The following is a 15,019-nucleotide window of genomic DNA, read 5'->3' as shown; positions in this document are numbered from 1 at the left end:
AACGGAAGCATCCGGTCTCTGTCTCTGCATCCCCCTTGAGGAACGGAAGCCACCCCCTGAGCTTCCGTTCTTTTTTTTTTTTTTTGTGGAAAAAAATACCTGTGGTTCAACCTGCTGCAGTCTGTCTGTGATTCTTTCAGCATGTAACCGGCACCGGAAAGCCAATTATTCGTGCGCCGCTTTGTCCGGATCTGGAAGTCATGATAAACTAAAACCAGAACATACTTTCCAGGGAACGGAGTGGCTCGGATGACGAAAAACAAACTAGTATTGATCGACGGAAACAGCATCGCCTACCGGGCGTTTTTTGCGCTGCCGCTGTTAAACAATGACAAAGGCGTCTATACAAACGCGGTATATGGATTTACGACGATGCTTTTAAAAGTGCTGGAGGAGGAAAAGCCGACCCATATGATGGTGGCGTTTGATGCAGGCAAAACAACGTTCCGCCATGATACATATTCATCGTACAAAGGCACGCGTGAGAAAACGCCTCCGGAACTCGCAGAACAGCTGCCGGTCATGAGGGAACTTCTCGACGCGTTTTCCATTCCGTACGAAGAAATTGAAAATTACGAAGCGGATGATATTATCGGAACACTGTCCAGACATGCATCAGATGCAGGATGGGAAACCACCATTTTCACCGGAGACAAAGACCTGCTTCAGCTGGTGGATAAGCACACAACGGTCACCCTTACGAAGAAAGGCATTACAAATGTGGAAGCCTATGACCCGGATGCGCTGCATGAGCGGTACGGTCTCCGGCCGGATCAAATTGTCGATATGAAAGGTCTCATGGGAGACAGCTCGGATAATATTCCCGGCGTGCCCGGTATTGGCGAGAAAACAGCACTGAAGCTGCTCGCAGCGTATGATACTGTGGAAGGCGTTTATGAACATATAGACGAGATCTCCGGGAAAAAAATGAAACAGAACCTTTCTGAAAACGAAGAGCAGGCCCGCATGAGCCGGAAACTGGCAGAAATATACCGCACTGCTCCGGTTCAGACGGAGCTTGCTGCACTTGCATGGGAACAGGGTGATCCAAAGACAATTAAAGCATTTTTCGAGGAGATGGGCTTTCAGTCGCTGCTCGGACGCATCCCCGGCCTGGAAGAAGAGAAGCCGGAGGAGCTTGCTGACATCGATGTAAAGAAAGCGGAGGAACTGCGCCCGGAAATGCTGACAGAGGGCACGGCACTCGTCGTGGAATCACTTGAAGAAAACTACCATCATGCTGTCATGATCGGCGTGGCTCTGGCCAATGAGAACGGAACGTGGGTGCTGGACCCTTCCGCGTGTACAGAGAGCGATCTTTTCAGAGAGTGGGCGGAAAACGAAGAGAGAACCAAATGGGTGTTTGACGCGAAGCGCGCTGTTGTCACTCTTGGATGGGAAGACGTTTTTTTAAGCGGGATTACTTTCGATGTGCAGATGGCCTCCTATCTTCTCGATCCAGGCGCATCCTCCCACGATATTGCCGCTATTACAAGCCGGAGAAGCGGGATGCAGGTTCAGGTAGATGAACAGGTTTACGGAAAAGGAAAGAAGCAGGCCGTTCCTCCTGAAGAAGAGCTGGTCCAGCACCTGGGCAGAAAAGCCGCTGCTGCCAGGGAACTCAAACCAATACTGGAAAAAGAGCTAAAGCAGAATGAGCAGCTTGCCCTTCTTACCGACCTGGAAATGCCTCTTTCTGTTATTTTAGGCCGTATGGAGCGCCACGGTGTTGCTGTAGATGAGAAAGAACTTCACCGAATCGGAGAAAGCCTGACAGAGCGCCTTGCAGAAATGGAAAAAACGATCTATTCGCTTGCCGGAACAGAATTTAATATTAATTCGCCGAAACAGCTCGGGGAAATTTTATTTGAAAAGCTGGGTCTGCCCGTACTGAAAAAAACGAAGACCGGCTACTCCACGTCAGCAGATGTGCTCGAAAAGCTGGAGCCGGAACATGAAATTATCTCATCCATTTTGACATACCGTCAGCTGGGCAAACTGAATTCCACGTATATTGAAGGTTTGTTAAAATCCGTCCATTCGAAAACCGGCCGGATCCACACACGATTTAATCAGGCGCTGACGCAGACAGGCCGCCTTTCTTCTACAGATCCGAACCTCCAGAACATCCCGATCCGTCTGGAGGAAGGGCGGAAAATCCGCAAAGCATTTATTCCGACTTCTTCGGGCGAAGTCATCCTCGCAGCAGACTATTCACAGATCGAGCTGCGTGTACTTGCACACATGGCGCAGGATACTTCGCTCATCGAAGCCTTTAATCAGGGCATGGATATTCATACGAAAACAGCCGCCGATGTATTTGGTGTCTCTCCGGAAGATGTCGACAGCAATATGCGGCGGACAGCCAAAGCGGTGAATTTTGGAATCGTTTATGGTATCAGTGATTACGGACTTTCCCAGAGTCTCGGTATTACACGGAAAGAAGCCGCTGCGTTTATTGAAACGTATTTGAAGAACTATCCGGGGGTTCAGGATTATATGGAATCAAGCAAAGCATTTGCGCGGGAGAACGGCTACGTCACAACGATGATGAACCGGCGCCGCTACCTTCCGGAAATAACGAGCAAAAACTTCAATCAGCGGAGCTTTGCCGAACGTACAGCGATGAATACGCCGATTCAAGGAACAGCTGCCGATATCATTAAACAGGCGATGGTCGACATGAGCCGGGCGCTGGACGAAAGCGGCCTGAGCGGTACGATGCTGCTGCAGGTACACGATGAATTGATTTTTGAGACGCCGGAAAAGGAAGCAGAAAAACTGAGCCGGCTTGTTGCCGAAACGATGGAAAAGACCGTCTCTCTCGATGTGCCGCTGAAAGTCGATGTGTCATACGGCAGTACTTGGTACGATGCGAAATAATAAAAATAAGAACGGAAAAATCTGCTGCGTATCATAGAAAGGAGGGGCAGAAGTGCCTGAATTACCCGAAGTAGAAACCGTCAGAAGGACGCTTTTGTCCCAATGTGTGAATAAAACCATACGGGATGTCGTCGTTACGCTGCCGCGAATCATTCAGCGGCCTGACGACATTGAACAATTCCGGGGACAGCTTGCCGGTCAGCAGATAGAAGGTGTGGACCGGCGCGGGAAGTTTCTGCTGATTCAGCTGTCTACAGATGTTCTTGTTTCGCATCTCCGGATGGAAGGGAAGTATTCGATTCATTCTTCCACAGATCCCGTAGGTAAGCATACGCACGTCCGTTTTATGTTTACTGATGAATCTGAACTCCGCTATACTGATGTCCGCCAGTTCGGCACGATGCACGTTTTCGATAAAGGAACCGAATTCAGCGAGCTCCCGCTTCGGCAGCTGGGCCCGGAACCACTTGAAGCCGCTTTTACACCAGAGGTTCTTGCCTCCATTCTTTCGCGGTCGGGTCGTGCCGTAAAGACACTTCTCCTTGATCAGACAAAACTTGTCGGCCTTGGAAACATTTATGTGGATGAAGCGCTGTTTCAAGCCGGTATTCATCCTGAAACGCCTGCAGATGAGGTACCTGAATCGAAAATCACACCACTTCATCATGCTGTAAAAACAACGCTTCAGCAGGCGGTGGATGCAGGCGGTTCCTCGATCCGGTCGTATGTGAACAGTGAAGGAAAAAAGGGGAGCTTCCAGCAGCAGCTGTATGTCTACGGAAGAAAAGGAGAGGCATGCCTGGAGTGCGGACATCCAATTGAGCGGACGGTGGTAGGCGGGAGAGGGACGCACATCTGTCCAGTCTGCCAGGAAGGAGGAGACGGACGATGAGAATCGGTTTGACAGGAAGCATAGCGACGGGAAAAAGCACCGCGGCGGAGATGTTAAAGGAATTAGACGTTCCTGTCATCGATGCGGATGTTATTTCCCGGGAAATTGTGGAGCCCGGAACCCCCGCTTTAGAAGCAATTGAGCGGACATTCGGCCCGGAAGTCATTCACCCGGACGGCACGTTAAATAGAGAAGCACTCGGAGAGATCGTGTTTCAGAATGAAGATAGCAGAAAAGAATTGAACGGCATTATTCATCCGGAAGTCCGCAGACGGATGAAAGAAAAAGCAGGAGCTTTAGAAGCTGCAGGAGAGCCCGTTGTTGTTCTTGATATTCCTCTTCTTTTTGAGAGCGGTCTGGAGCATATGGTGGACCGGATCGCCGTTGTATACGTTCCGGAAGCACTCCAGAAAGAGAGACTGCGCACAAGGAATGACTATACCGAAAAGGAAGCGGAAGACCGTATTCAATCCCAGTTGTCTGTGGAAACAAAAAAGAATAAAGCTGATATTGTGATTGATAACAGCGGCAGTCTGGAAGAGACACGCCGTCAGATCCATCGGTGGGTTGAGCAGCTGAAATCAGAATAAGAGCTAAAAAAACCGGAGGCAGAAGCACCTCCGGTTTTTTCTGCTTTCCCATCCGATTTCCCGGGCAGGATGAAGCCTGAAAAGGCTGCCTTGAACGGTTCCCACAATTTTTCAAGAAAAAGCCATTAATTATGTCGTCACAATTAAGTTAATGTGCTATACTAATTAATGTAAACGCTTTAATTAAATTATTTATTTGGAGGGATCCTCATGGTGCGAATAGCGATCAATGGGTTTGGGAGAATCGGCAGAATGGTTTTCCGGAGGGCGCTTCTGGATCAGCATGTAGAGATTGCTGCTGTAAATGCAAGTTATCCGGCAGAAACACTGGCTCATTTGATAAACTATGACAGTGTCCATGGTCCATTTGAGCAGAAGGTATATGCAGAAGGAGATACGCTTTACGCCGCCGGTACGGAGATACCGATTGTTCATTCCCGTATCCCTGAAGAACTGCCATGGGGAGAACTGAATGTAGATATTGTCATTGAGGCGACAGGTAAATTCCGCGAACGATCGGAGGCAGCACGTCATCTTCATGCAGGGGCAAAGAAAGTCATTATTACGGCTCCTGGTAAAAATGAAGATAAAACCATCGTCATCGGCGTGAATGAAGACGAATACGATGCCTCTCAGCACCATGTGATCTCCAATGCTTCCTGCACAACCAACTGCCTCGCACCGGTTGTCCGGGTTCTGGATCATGCATTCGGTATCGAGTCCGGAATGATGACGACCGTGCATTCCTACACGGGAGATCAGAACAATATGGACAATCCGCATAAAGATCTCCGTCGCGCCAGAGGATGTGCCCAGTCCATCATTCCAACAACGACCGGAGCAGCTAAGGCAATATCCCAGGTTATTCCGGAGATGGAAGGGAAACTTCATGGACTGGCCCTCCGTGTGCCGACACCAAACGTTTCGCTGGTGGATCTTGTCATCGATGTATCCAGAGAAACGTCAGCGGAGGAAGTGAACGCGCTTTTAAAAGAGGCATCTGAGGGCAGTATGAATCGTGTGCTCGGTTACTCGGAGGATCCGCTGGTCTCTATCGATTACAACGGGGATTCCCGCTCCGCAGTCATTGATGGGTTGTCGACGATGGTTATTAACGACCGCCAGGTAAAAGTACTCGCATGGTATGACAATGAATGGGGCTACTCCTGCAGACTGGTCGATCTCGTCCACTGTGTCGGCAGAGGTTTGGAAGCGGAAAGAGAAACCTATGCCTCGTGACCGGAAGAAAAAGATTGCAATCTCCCTCTAAAAACTTTATACTGATTTTCGTGAAACGTGTCATGATGTTCCGGGTTAGGACCTCTTCGGACTAACTTTCCCCCACACATCAGGCAGGACGCGCTTGTCACGAAAAGCAGCTGAAAAAGGGGGAGCTCATATGGATACCATGGGCCGTCACGTCATTGCAGAGCTTTGGCAGTGTGATATCAACAAATTAAATGATATAACGTTTATTGAGCGCACATTCGTCAATGCCGCGCTGGAAGCAGGAGCAGAAGTCAGGGAAGTCGCTTTCCACAAGTTCGCTCCGCAGGGAGTCAGCGGGGTTGTCATTATCAGTGAATCCCACTTAACGATTCACAGTTTTCCGGAGCATGGATATGCAAGCATTGATGTGTATACATGCGGAGACCGGATTGATCCGAATGTCGCGTCAGATTATATTGCAAAAGAACTTGGTGCCGGCAAGGCAGAAATTGTAGAAGTGCCCCGCGGCATCGGTCCGATTGAAGTGACACCGAAACGTACAGAGGAATCGTATACGAAATAGCAGCAGACCGTCCTTACCGGACGGTTTTTTCTTTCCCGTACAACCCGTTCCACCGGCAGCCTGATGTTCGGAAAAGATTGAAGTCCGGGGGTTTTCTTGCTATGATTTACAGAGACAATGCGGGGGTGGAGATACTATGGGAATCAAGCAGAAACTGCAGAAAGCATTCAGCACACGCACCGAAACATCAGAGACGCATCCGGATGAAACGCTTCGCACACACTACTATAAAGCGATGAAAGAAAAAGTGTTTCAAGAACTGGAAGCAATTTTTTCATCGAGACAGGGCTACGACATCAGCTCGATCTCCGAAGAGCACGGTGAAATGATCGTCAAAACGACCCGGGGGAAAAAAACATTTATTGTTGTTACCGTTATTATGGTCCGGCCTTACAAGACGGCGGTAGATTTCTCCATCAATACAGATACAGCCATGATTTCCGATTTCGGATACAGTGCAAAGCTTGCTAGAGAATTATATGAGGAAGTAAATAAGCGTCTGACGTTTGTCGGGACCGGTCTCGGCAGCGAATAGGCAGCAGGAGAAGCGGAGGAATGATGCATGAAATGCCCGCAGTGTGATTATAACGGCACGAAGGTTCTGGATTCGCGGCCGAGCGACGAAGCGCGGGCAATCCGGCGCCGGAGGGAGTGTGAATCCTGTGGCTACCGCTACACAACCTTTGAGCGCGTCGAAAAAACGCCGCTCATGGTGGTGAAAAAAGACGGAAATAGAGAAGAGTTCAGCTATGAGAAGCTTCTCCGGGGCCTCGTCCGGGCCTGTGAAAAGCGTCCGATTCCGATGGAAACGCTTGAAAATCTGACAGCGGACACTGAAAAAGAAATGAGAAGCAGAGGCAGTTCGGAAGTAAGCAGCAACGACATTGGGGAATATATCATGAGCAATCTTGCAGATATTGACGACGTTGCTTATGTCCGTTTTGCTTCGGTCTATCGTCAGTTTAAGGATATTAATGTGTTTGTAGATGAATTAAAAGACTTAATTGACCGTGAAAACCGGTAGAAGACCGGGGGGCTGCTCAGGGCGGATGCCCGGGCAGCCTTTTCCGCATGGGTACAGGAAAGGAGACGTTTAATGCACTGGCAGGAAATTACGCCGGCTACACCATTTACCGCTTCTGCTGAAGGAATGCTTTCTTCAGAGCACGTATCGGTTATGATGATGCTCTACCAGCCGCTGATCGGTCCCGTGGCGTGCAGCCTTTATATCACGATGATGACGGAGCTTTCCCGAAAGCCCGGCTTCTGTATGGAAGGGGTGCATAAACAGTGGATGACACAGACCGGCCAGCATCTGTCCATGCTGTATGAAGAGAGGAAAAAGCTGGAGGCGATCGGCTTACTCTCCTCCTACAAAGAAGAAGAAGAAGGTCTCGTTTATCTGTTCTCACTGCCTTACGACGCACCGAAGTTTTTTCAGGATGAACTGCTGAGCATCTATTTATATAACCGTGCCGGCAGCCGGGAGCGGTACCGCGCACTCCGCGCAATGTTTACACAGGAGACACCGGAGACAGAAGGGAAACAAAACATCACCAAATCGTTTAACGATGTGTTTTCCTCGCTCCGTCCTTCGGAAATGAGGAGTTCCTCCGATGAAATGAGCGAACTTCTTCAATCAGCTGCATCGATTTTCCCGGCAGGGGACTCATCCTATGAGATTACGTCAGACGCTGTCGATATGCAGACGGTCGACGGCCTGCTGCCAAAGTTTGTTTCCCGGGAGGAAGTGTATGCGCCGGCCAATCAAAAACTGATTCAGCAGACCGCTTTTTTATATCAGTTTACCGCAGAAGAAATGGCAGCACTGATCCAGGATGCCATGCTTCATACGGATTCAATGGATGCCGAAACATTCCGCAGTACTGCCAAGCGGCGGTACCGGCTGAATGAGGGGGGGAAGCCGCCGATGCTTGGTCTCCGGAAGCAGCCTCCGCATCTTTCGAGCTCAAAATCGGAACCTGCATCAGCAGAAGAGCAGCAGATTCATTACTTTGATACGACGTCTCCGCTTGATTATCTTCACACGCTGTCCGGCGGGGCGAAAGTGTATGAAGGAGATATTGATATCGTCGAGTCGCTGCTGCACGATTACGGACTGCAGCCCGGCGTAGTAAACGTGCTGATCGACTATTTATACATGGTGAACAATGGAAAACTGGTGAAAAATCTGGCCTTCAAAATCGCTTCCCACTGGAAACGAAAGAAAGTCGACACCGTGAAAGAAGCAATGAAGCTTGCGAAAGAGGAGCACGAAGAACGTCAGACTGTGAAAACGAAAAAAGCACAGTCTGGAAAACAGGAAGCGGCACCGGTGCCGTCCTGGCTTTCGGAGCAGCAGGGACAGACAGAGAAACAAGAGGAAGAGCCACAGGAGAATTTAACGCAGGCGAAACAGGAAGCGGCACGGTACAGAGAGCTTTTGAGAAAAAAGAAACAAAAGAAGGGGTGATCCGTCATGGATCCTATCGAACGCTCCCTTCGTCGATTTGAGCGGGGAGGACTTCAAGAGCGATTCGACAAGTTGAAACAGGAAGTATTGAGTGATCCGGATATAAAGTCCTTTCTTCAAAAGGAAGAAGTATCTCCGGACCACATCGACAGTGCGATGAGTGATCTGTATCACTACCGGCAGCAGTGGCAGAACTGCAGCCGCTGTCCGGGGCTTGAAAACTGTCCGAACGTGATGAAGGGGTATCAGCCGGAGCTTCAAGTGCAGCATGGCAGCATTAACTTAACGTATCATCCATGCCCGTTGAAGCGGCGCGAAGATGAACGTCTGCGGCACCAATCCTTTATGAAAAGTCTGTATCTTCCCCGGGAAGTACTGCAGATGACGTTTGATGACTTCGACGAAGATAATCAGTCGCGTACCGATGCCTATGTTAAAGCACTCGCTTTCTGTTCGGAGGCAGTTCCGGGCGAAAACGGAGCCGGTCTCTACATCCACGGCCCGTTCGGTGTCGGGAAAACGTTTCTCGTCAGTGCCATTGCAAACGAGCTGGCCGACCAGGAGGTAGAGACGATGCTAGTTTATACGCCGGATTTTCTCCGTGAATTAAAGTCAGGGATCTCGGACGGCTCGTATCAGGAAAAGCTGGATCATGTAAAAAAAGCACGTGTTTTGATCCTTGATGACATCGGTGCGGAAACGATGACACCCTGGGTCCGGGATGAGGTATTCGGGGCACTGCTGCAGTTCCGGATGATGGAGAAGCTTCCGACTATTTTTACTTCCAATTTCACGCTGGATGAACTGGAGCTTCACCTGGCGTCGACACAGCGCGGCGGCACGGAGAAAGTAGATCAGCTGAAAGCGAAGCGCATTATGGAGCGGATCCGCCATTTAACAACAGAGCTTGAGATGAAAGGAACGAACCGCCGGGGCATGTAACAAAAGGAAAGAAAAATGATTCATTCAGGACTGCTTTCTTTTTCTTCCAGCGCCTATATATGATACCATGACAGTATTACCCCGGATGAAAGAATGGAGGCATTTATAAATGAGTATCGATGATATTCTGGAACGCGCCAGAAATGGTGAGCGGATAACAACTGAAGACGCCATTCGTCTTTATGAAAGTGATGAAGTGGAGAAAATGGGTGAAGTCGCCAACGAAAAAATGAAAGCGTGGCACCCGGAGCCCGAAACATCATTTGTTATCGGCCGTAACGTTAACTACACAAATTTCTGTGATACATACTGCAGATTTTGTGCATTTTACCGTCCGCCGAATGCAAAAGACGGCTACACACTCGATGATGAGGTTATTTTTGAAAAAATTCAGGAAACCATCGACGTGGATGGCACAGAAATTCTCATGCAGGGCGGGACGAACCCGAACCTCCCGTTTGACTACTATACGAATCTTCTGCGGGAAATTAAAAAGCGCTTTAATATTACGATGCATTCCTTCTCCCCGGCAGAGATTTATAAAATGGTGGAAGTCTCCGGACTCAGCCTGGACGAAGTACTTAAAGAACTGAAAGAAGCCGGACTCGACTCCGTTCCGGGCGGAGGCGCAGAAATTCTCGATAACCGCACCCGCCGCCGGATCAGCAGGCTGAAAGGCACGTGGGAAGAGTGGATCGACTGCATGAAAGCAGTGAAGCGCGCCGGAATGCACGGCACAGCGACGATGGTTATCGGCTTCGGCGAATCCATGGAAGAGCGTGCGCTTCACCTGCAGCGTGTCCGCGATGCCCAGGATGAGGCTGACTGCTTCCTGGCATTTATCTCCTGGACATTCCAGCCGGAAAACACGAACATGAAAGGGGAAAAAGTAACACCCCGTGAATATTTGAAAAATCTCGCTATTTCACGCATTTTCCTCGACAATGTACCGAACTTCCAGTCTTCCTGGGTTACGATGGGGCCGGAAACAGGCAAAACGTCCCTTTCCTACGGATGCAACGACTTCGGAAGCACGATGATGGAAGAAAACGTGGTTTCCGCTGCCGGCGCGACGTATAAAGTGGATACGAACCTGATTCTCCGCCTGATCCGCGAAGCTGGAAAAACACCGGTGCAGCGCAATACGAAGTATGAACGCCTCCGGGTCTTCGGCGAAGGAGATATTGCAGAACGCGATTTCGTTATGCAGAATTAACCCTCTTGATTTTTGAAAGAGAGCGGGCTATAATACGAATCAGATTTCATAATGACCGCCATGAAGGGGACACGTTCCCGCAGTACGGGTTCATCAGAGAGGAAAGCCGCCGGCTGAGAGCTTTCCGGATACCACTGCTGGTCCACCACCCCTGAGCACCGCCCTCGATCCGGTATGAATGCCGGGGAGAGGGCGGCGGCTTCCGCCGTTAACGGATGAATGAAGCAGTCTTTGTTAAGAAGACTGAAATCAGGGTGGAACCACGACAGCGCACTCGTCCCTAGCCACAGGGACGGGTGTTTTTTTGTGCGGCAGTATTTCGTTAAAGGAGAGGATTACATGAGCCAGGTAGAACTTTCATTCCCCGACGGGAGTGTCAAAACATTCGATGCAGGAGTAACACTGGAGGAAGTCGCCCAGTCGATTTCGCCGGGGCTGAAGAAAAATGCACTTGCCGGGAGCGTCAATGGTCAGGATGTAGATCTGAGAACACCGCTTCAGGAGAGCGGTCCGGTGGAAATCTATACGTATCAATCAGAGAAAGGACTGGAAGTACTGCGCCACAGTACAGCCCATTTGATGGCTCAGGCAGTAAAGCGTCTGTATCCGGGTGCAAAGCTCGGTGTCGGTCCGGTGATTGAAGAAGGATTTTATTATGATATTGATATCGATGAAACGATTACTTCGGAGGACCTGCCGAAAATCGAAAAAGAAATGAAAAAAATTATCGATGAAAATCATGAAATTACGCGTGTGGAAATGCCGCGGGAAGAAGCGGCAGCCAGATATAAAGAAATCGGCGACGAGCTGAAGCTGGAGCTTCTGGATGACATCCCGGAAGGGGAGAAGATTTCCATTTACGAGCAGGGGGAATTTTTTGATCTCTGCCGAGGTGTGCACGTGCCACAGACGAGCAAACTGAAAAAGTTTAAATTAATGCAGGTGAACGGTGCCTACTGGCGCGGAAACAGCGATAATAAGATGCTGCAGCGCATTTACGGTACGGCTTTTCCGAAACAGCAGGAGCTCGATGACTACCTCCAGCTTCTGGAAGAGCGGAAAGAACGCGACCACCGCCGTCTGGGAAAGGAGCTTGGTATTTTTGCACTGAGCCAGAAGGTCGGACAGGGTCTTCCACTCTGGCTTCCAAATGGTGCGACCATCCGTCGTATCGTCGAGCGCTACATCGTGGATATTGAGGAGCGTCTCGGCTACAACCACGTTTATACGCCGGTTCTTGGAAGCGTGGATCTCTATAAAACGTCCGGTCACTGGGATCATTACCAGGACGACATGTTCCCAGTAATGGAAATGGATAACGAAGATCTCGTACTCCGGCCAATGAACTGTCCGCACCACATGATGGTTTATAAAAATGAGAAGCACAGCTACCGGAACCTTCCGCTCCGTATTGCGGAACTCGGTACGATGCACCGCCATGAAATGTCCGGAGCACTTGCAGGTCTGCAGCGTGTCCGTGCCATGACGCTGAATGACGCACACATCTTCTGCCGGCCGGATCAGCTGAAGCAGGAATTCATCCGTGTGGTTGAACTGATTCAGGCCGTGTACAAGGACTTCAGCATCGATGATTATTATTTCCGGCTCTCCTACCGTGACAAGGAGAACCAGGAGAAGTATGTCGATAATGATGAGATGTGGGAGAAAGCCCAGGACATGCTTAAAGAAGCAGTGGACGAAATGGGCGTGGAATACGTCGAAGCAGAAGGCGAAGCTGCTTTTTATGGACCGAAGCTGGATGTCCAGGTGAAAACAGCGCTTGGAAAAGACGAGACGCTCTCTACCGTGCAGCTTGATTTCCACCTGCCGGAGCGGTTTGATCTGACATACACCGGCGAAGACGGACAGGACCACCGCCCGGTCGTTATCCACCGAGGCGTCGTTTCAACGATGGAGCGGTTCATTGCATTCCTCATTGAAGAATACAAAGGAGCGTTTCCGGCCTGGCTGGCCCCGGTACAGGTAAAAGCGATTCCTGTAAGCGACGTGCACCTGGATTATGTAAGAAAAGTGGAAGAGCGGCTGCAGCGCGCGGGCATCCGCGTGGATGTTGATGTAAGAAATGAGAAACTCGGCTACAAAATCCGGGAAGCGCAGATGAAGAAGGTGCCGTACCTTCTCGTACTCGGGGATAAAGAGATTGAAGCCGACGGCGTAAATGTCCGCCGTTATGGACAGAAAGAAACGGAAGAAATGAGTCTGGAAGCATTCGTTCAAGCGATAGAAACAGAAGTTGCGGAAAAAAGAAGGTAACCTGCGTTGACACGTATCTCCGGGCGTGGTAAGATGCACTGGTGAACATTATACGGACACCAAAGCAAGAAGAAGCGCCCGCTTCTCACCTGTTTCGTTATTGTACGTTCAGGTTATGATTTTTTCACCAGATTCAACGGATGAAGTGTGGGCGCAATGCGCCTGCACTTTTTTATTGATCTCTTGCTTTGCTCCGCAACTATTATGGAGGTGGCTCAACATTAGTAAGGATATGTTCGTAAACGAAAACATTCGTGCCCGCGAAGTACGCCTGATCGGCGCCAACGGCGATCAGATCGGCGTAAAGTCAAAGCAGGAAGCGCTCGATATGGCGCGTAATGCAGATCTTGACCTCGTCATGGTTGCACCGAATGCCAAGCCGCCTGTCTGCCGCATCATGGATTACGGTAAATTCCGTTTTGAGCAGCAGAAAAAGGAGAAGGAACAGCGCAAGAAGCAGAAGATTATTCATCTGAAAGAAGTGCGTCTGAGTCCGAACATTGAGGAGCATGATTTCAACACGAAGCTCCGCAATGCACGTAAATTCCTCTCTAAAGGCGACAAGGTAAAGGCAGCGATCCGTTTCCGCGGACGCGCAATTACCCACTCGGAGCTCGGCCGCGACGTACTGATGCGTCTGGCGGAAGAGTGCAGCGATCTGTCCACGATCGAATCGAAGCCCAAGATGGAAGGACGCAGTATGTTCCTCATCCTGGCTCCGAACGCAGAGAACGAAAAGTAAGACGATCATTCTATTCACCGACAACGACAACAACAACACCCATTCTATTTTCGTACAGGAGGATGTTCATTATGCCAAAAATGAAGACGCACAGTGGTGCATCAAAACGGTTTAAGCGTACAGGTACAGGCAAGCTCAAGCGCGGCCACGGCTTTACAAGCCACCTCGCTGCCAACAAGTCCCAGAAGCAGAAGCGTAAACTGCGTAAGTCCGGACTTGTCGCAAAGGGCGACCAGAAGCGCATCGACCAAATGGTAAAATAATTCCACATTAAATTAATCTAAACATTTCGAGGAGGGATTACGATGGCTCGAGTAAAAGGTGGTTACACCACCCGTCGTCGTCATAAAAAAGTTCTGAAACTAGCAAAAGGTTATACAGGTTCCAAGCACCGTCTGTATCGTACAGCAAAAGACCAGGTAATGAAGTCTCACCTGTACGCATACCGTGACCGCCGTCAGAAAAAGCGTGATTTCCGCAAGCTGTGGATCACACGTATTAATGCGGCAGCACGCATGAACGGGCTTTCCTACAGCCGTCTGATGCACGGTCTGAAAACAGCCGGTATCACGATGAACCGTAAGATGCTTGCTGATCTTGCTGTCAACGACGAAAAAGCATTTGCAGATCTTGCTTCTAAAGCAAAAGAAAACCTGAAGTAAGTCTTATTACTGCCCCGGAGCACATCCGGGGCAGTTTTTTTCGAAACGATACAATTCGCTAACCCGGGCCGATAAAACGTTTCCATACCGGCGTGCTGATTTCAGCCGAAGGACGGAGCCGGTTGTTGAAAATCAGATGAAGGAGGCCAGTCTACCATTCTTTATGGAATAATCGTCTTCTACGTTATGATATCGCTCATTGGAGGAATCTTGTTTGCCTATGACAAGCGGCTTGCGGTAAAAAGAAAAAGACGGATCAGTGAACGCACACTGCTGGGCTGGGCAGCTGCCGGCGCTGCTCCAGTCCAGTGGCTGATCAGCAGACAGATCCGTCATAAAACGAAAGTAAAAAAATTTCAGGTCATGCTGCCGCTGTTTTCCGTTGGACATGCCGCTCTTCTTGGATGGATACTTTACGGACAGCTATAATCGAGTAGGAGGAGGGTTCTCCCCTCCGTCCTCTCACACCACCGTACGTACGGATCCGTATACGGCGGTTCAATAAGTTTCGTGGAATCGTTCATGCATTTTGGTATAGAACGCGTTCATGTGG

General features: G+C 49.8%; 15 protein-coding genes and 1 other annotated feature. All 15 genes read left to right on the top strand.

The features are described from left to right. Positions 1 to 249: 249 nt before the first annotated feature. The 15 genes from polA (at position 250) to C6I21_RS15265 (ending at position 14,895) form a co-directional block, all read left to right on the top strand. Complete coding sequence (polA, locus tag C6I21_RS15335) at positions 250 to 2,883, top strand: DNA polymerase I (protein ID WP_105960365.1); 2,634 nt, start codon at positions 250 to 252, stop codon at positions 2,881 to 2,883. A gap of 52 nt (positions 2,884 to 2,935) precedes the next feature. Beyond that, complete coding sequence (gene mutM, locus C6I21_RS15330) at positions 2,936 to 3,775, top strand: DNA-formamidopyrimidine glycosylase (RefSeq protein ID WP_105960364.1); 840 nt, start codon at positions 2,936 to 2,938, stop codon at positions 3,773 to 3,775. After that, positions 3,772 to 4,365 carry a dephospho-CoA kinase gene (coaE, locus tag C6I21_RS15325; protein WP_105960363.1) on the top strand — a complete coding sequence of 198 codons (594 nt, stop codon included), beginning with the start codon at positions 3,772 to 3,774 and terminating at the stop codon, positions 4,363 to 4,365. The genes mutM and coaE overlap by 4 nt, the downstream gene beginning before the upstream one ends. 210 nt (positions 4,366 to 4,575) lie before the next feature. Beyond that, entirely contained in the window at positions 4,576 to 5,604 is a 1,029-nt protein-coding gene (locus C6I21_RS15320) for a glyceraldehyde-3-phosphate dehydrogenase (RefSeq protein WP_105960362.1), read from the top strand. A gap of 160 nt (positions 5,605 to 5,764) precedes the next feature. Then, the gene (speD, locus tag C6I21_RS15315) at positions 5,765 to 6,157 is read left to right on the top strand and encodes an adenosylmethionine decarboxylase (protein ID WP_105960361.1); all 393 of its coding nucleotides are present in this window, start codon (positions 5,765 to 5,767) and stop codon (positions 6,155 to 6,157) included. Positions 6,158 to 6,293: 136 nt separating this feature from the next. Beyond that, a complete protein-coding gene (locus C6I21_RS15310) occupies positions 6,294 to 6,692 on the top strand; it encodes a DUF1499 domain-containing protein (protein WP_105960360.1) in 399 nt (132 codons plus the stop codon). A gap of 27 nt (positions 6,693 to 6,719) precedes the next feature. Continuing rightward, positions 6,720 to 7,181 (top strand): transcriptional regulator NrdR, encoded by a 462-nt coding sequence (gene nrdR / locus C6I21_RS15305; RefSeq protein WP_105960359.1) that lies wholly within the window; start codon positions 6,720 to 6,722, stop codon positions 7,179 to 7,181. Between the two features lie 72 nt (positions 7,182 to 7,253). Further along, positions 7,254 to 8,630 carry a replication initiation and membrane attachment family protein gene (locus tag C6I21_RS15300; RefSeq protein ID WP_105960358.1) on the top strand — a complete coding sequence of 459 codons (1,377 nt, stop codon included), beginning with the start codon at positions 7,254 to 7,256 and terminating at the stop codon, positions 8,628 to 8,630. A 6-nt stretch (positions 8,631 to 8,636) separates the two neighbouring features. Next, positions 8,637 to 9,572, top strand: coding sequence for a primosomal protein DnaI (gene dnaI / locus C6I21_RS15295; RefSeq protein WP_105960357.1), 936 nt, complete (start codon positions 8,637 to 8,639; stop codon positions 9,570 to 9,572). Positions 9,573 to 9,681: 109 nt separating this feature from the next. Beyond that, entirely contained in the window at positions 9,682 to 10,788 is a 1,107-nt protein-coding gene (mqnC, locus tag C6I21_RS15290) for a cyclic dehypoxanthinyl futalosine synthase (protein ID WP_105960356.1), read from the top strand. Positions 10,789 to 11,127: 339 nt separating this feature from the next. Beyond that, positions 11,128 to 13,062: a threonine--tRNA ligase gene (gene thrS / locus C6I21_RS15285; RefSeq protein ID WP_105960355.1), complete on the top strand. Its 1,935-nt coding sequence runs from the start codon at positions 11,128 to 11,130 to the stop codon at positions 13,060 to 13,062. Positions 13,063 to 13,122: 60 nt separating this feature from the next. After that, positions 13,123 to 13,242: a sequence feature (ribosomal protein L20 leader region), on the top strand. Positions 13,243 to 13,294: 52 nt separating this feature from the next. Next, positions 13,295 to 13,804, top strand: a complete 510-nt coding sequence (infC, locus tag C6I21_RS15280; protein WP_142393275.1) for a translation initiation factor IF-3 — start codon at positions 13,295 to 13,297, stop codon at positions 13,802 to 13,804. A 71-nt stretch (positions 13,805 to 13,875) separates the two neighbouring features. After that, the gene (gene rpmI / locus C6I21_RS15275) at positions 13,876 to 14,067 is read left to right on the top strand and encodes a 50S ribosomal protein L35 (RefSeq protein WP_105960353.1); all 192 of its coding nucleotides are present in this window, start codon (positions 13,876 to 13,878) and stop codon (positions 14,065 to 14,067) included. A gap of 42 nt (positions 14,068 to 14,109) precedes the next feature. Next, complete coding sequence (rplT, locus tag C6I21_RS15270; RefSeq protein ID WP_105960352.1) at positions 14,110 to 14,466, top strand: 50S ribosomal protein L20; 357 nt, start codon at positions 14,110 to 14,112, stop codon at positions 14,464 to 14,466. A gap of 186 nt (positions 14,467 to 14,652) precedes the next feature. Next, positions 14,653 to 14,895 carry a DUF1294 domain-containing protein gene (locus C6I21_RS15265; RefSeq protein ID WP_105960351.1) on the top strand — a complete coding sequence of 81 codons (243 nt, stop codon included), beginning with the start codon at positions 14,653 to 14,655 and terminating at the stop codon, positions 14,893 to 14,895. Positions 14,896 to 15,019: the final 124 nt, after the last annotated feature.

It is taken from the genome of Alkalicoccus urumqiensis (assembly GCF_002993335.1).
GTDB lineage: Bacteria > Bacillota > Bacilli > Bacillales > Salisediminibacteriaceae > Alkalicoccus > Alkalicoccus urumqiensis.
This window is presented reverse-complemented; position numbering and strand designations above follow the sequence as displayed.

Bases quoted from the DNA above. Each gene is read 5' to 3' on its own strand.
- polA (WP_105960365.1), top strand. From the start codon at position 250: ATGACGAAAAACAAACTAGTATTGATCGACGGAAACAGCATCGCCTAC.
- coaE (WP_105960363.1), top strand. From the start codon at position 3,772: ATGAGAATCGGTTTGACAGGAAGCATAGCGACGGGAAAAAGCACCGCG.
- C6I21_RS15320 (WP_105960362.1), top strand. From the start codon at position 4,576: ATGGTGCGAATAGCGATCAATGGGTTTGGGAGAATCGGCAGAATGGTT.
- speD (WP_105960361.1), top strand. From the start codon at position 5,765: ATGGATACCATGGGCCGTCACGTCATTGCAGAGCTTTGGCAGTGTGAT.
- C6I21_RS15310 (WP_105960360.1), top strand. From the start codon at position 6,294: ATGGGAATCAAGCAGAAACTGCAGAAAGCATTCAGCACACGCACCGAA.
- nrdR (WP_105960359.1), top strand. From the start codon at position 6,720: ATGAAATGCCCGCAGTGTGATTATAACGGCACGAAGGTTCTGGATTCG.
- C6I21_RS15300 (WP_105960358.1), top strand. From the start codon at position 7,254: ATGCACTGGCAGGAAATTACGCCGGCTACACCATTTACCGCTTCTGCT.
- dnaI (WP_105960357.1), top strand. From the start codon at position 8,637: ATGGATCCTATCGAACGCTCCCTTCGTCGATTTGAGCGGGGAGGACTT.
- mqnC (WP_105960356.1), top strand. From the start codon at position 9,682: ATGAGTATCGATGATATTCTGGAACGCGCCAGAAATGGTGAGCGGATA.
- thrS (WP_105960355.1), top strand. From the start codon at position 11,128: ATGAGCCAGGTAGAACTTTCATTCCCCGACGGGAGTGTCAAAACATTC.
- infC (WP_142393275.1), top strand. From the start codon at position 13,295: ATGTTCGTAAACGAAAACATTCGTGCCCGCGAAGTACGCCTGATCGGC.
- rpmI (WP_105960353.1), top strand. From the start codon at position 13,876: ATGCCAAAAATGAAGACGCACAGTGGTGCATCAAAACGGTTTAAGCGT.
- rplT (WP_105960352.1), top strand. From the start codon at position 14,110: ATGGCTCGAGTAAAAGGTGGTTACACCACCCGTCGTCGTCATAAAAAA.
- C6I21_RS15265 (WP_105960351.1), top strand. From the start codon at position 14,653: ATGATATCGCTCATTGGAGGAATCTTGTTTGCCTATGACAAGCGGCTT.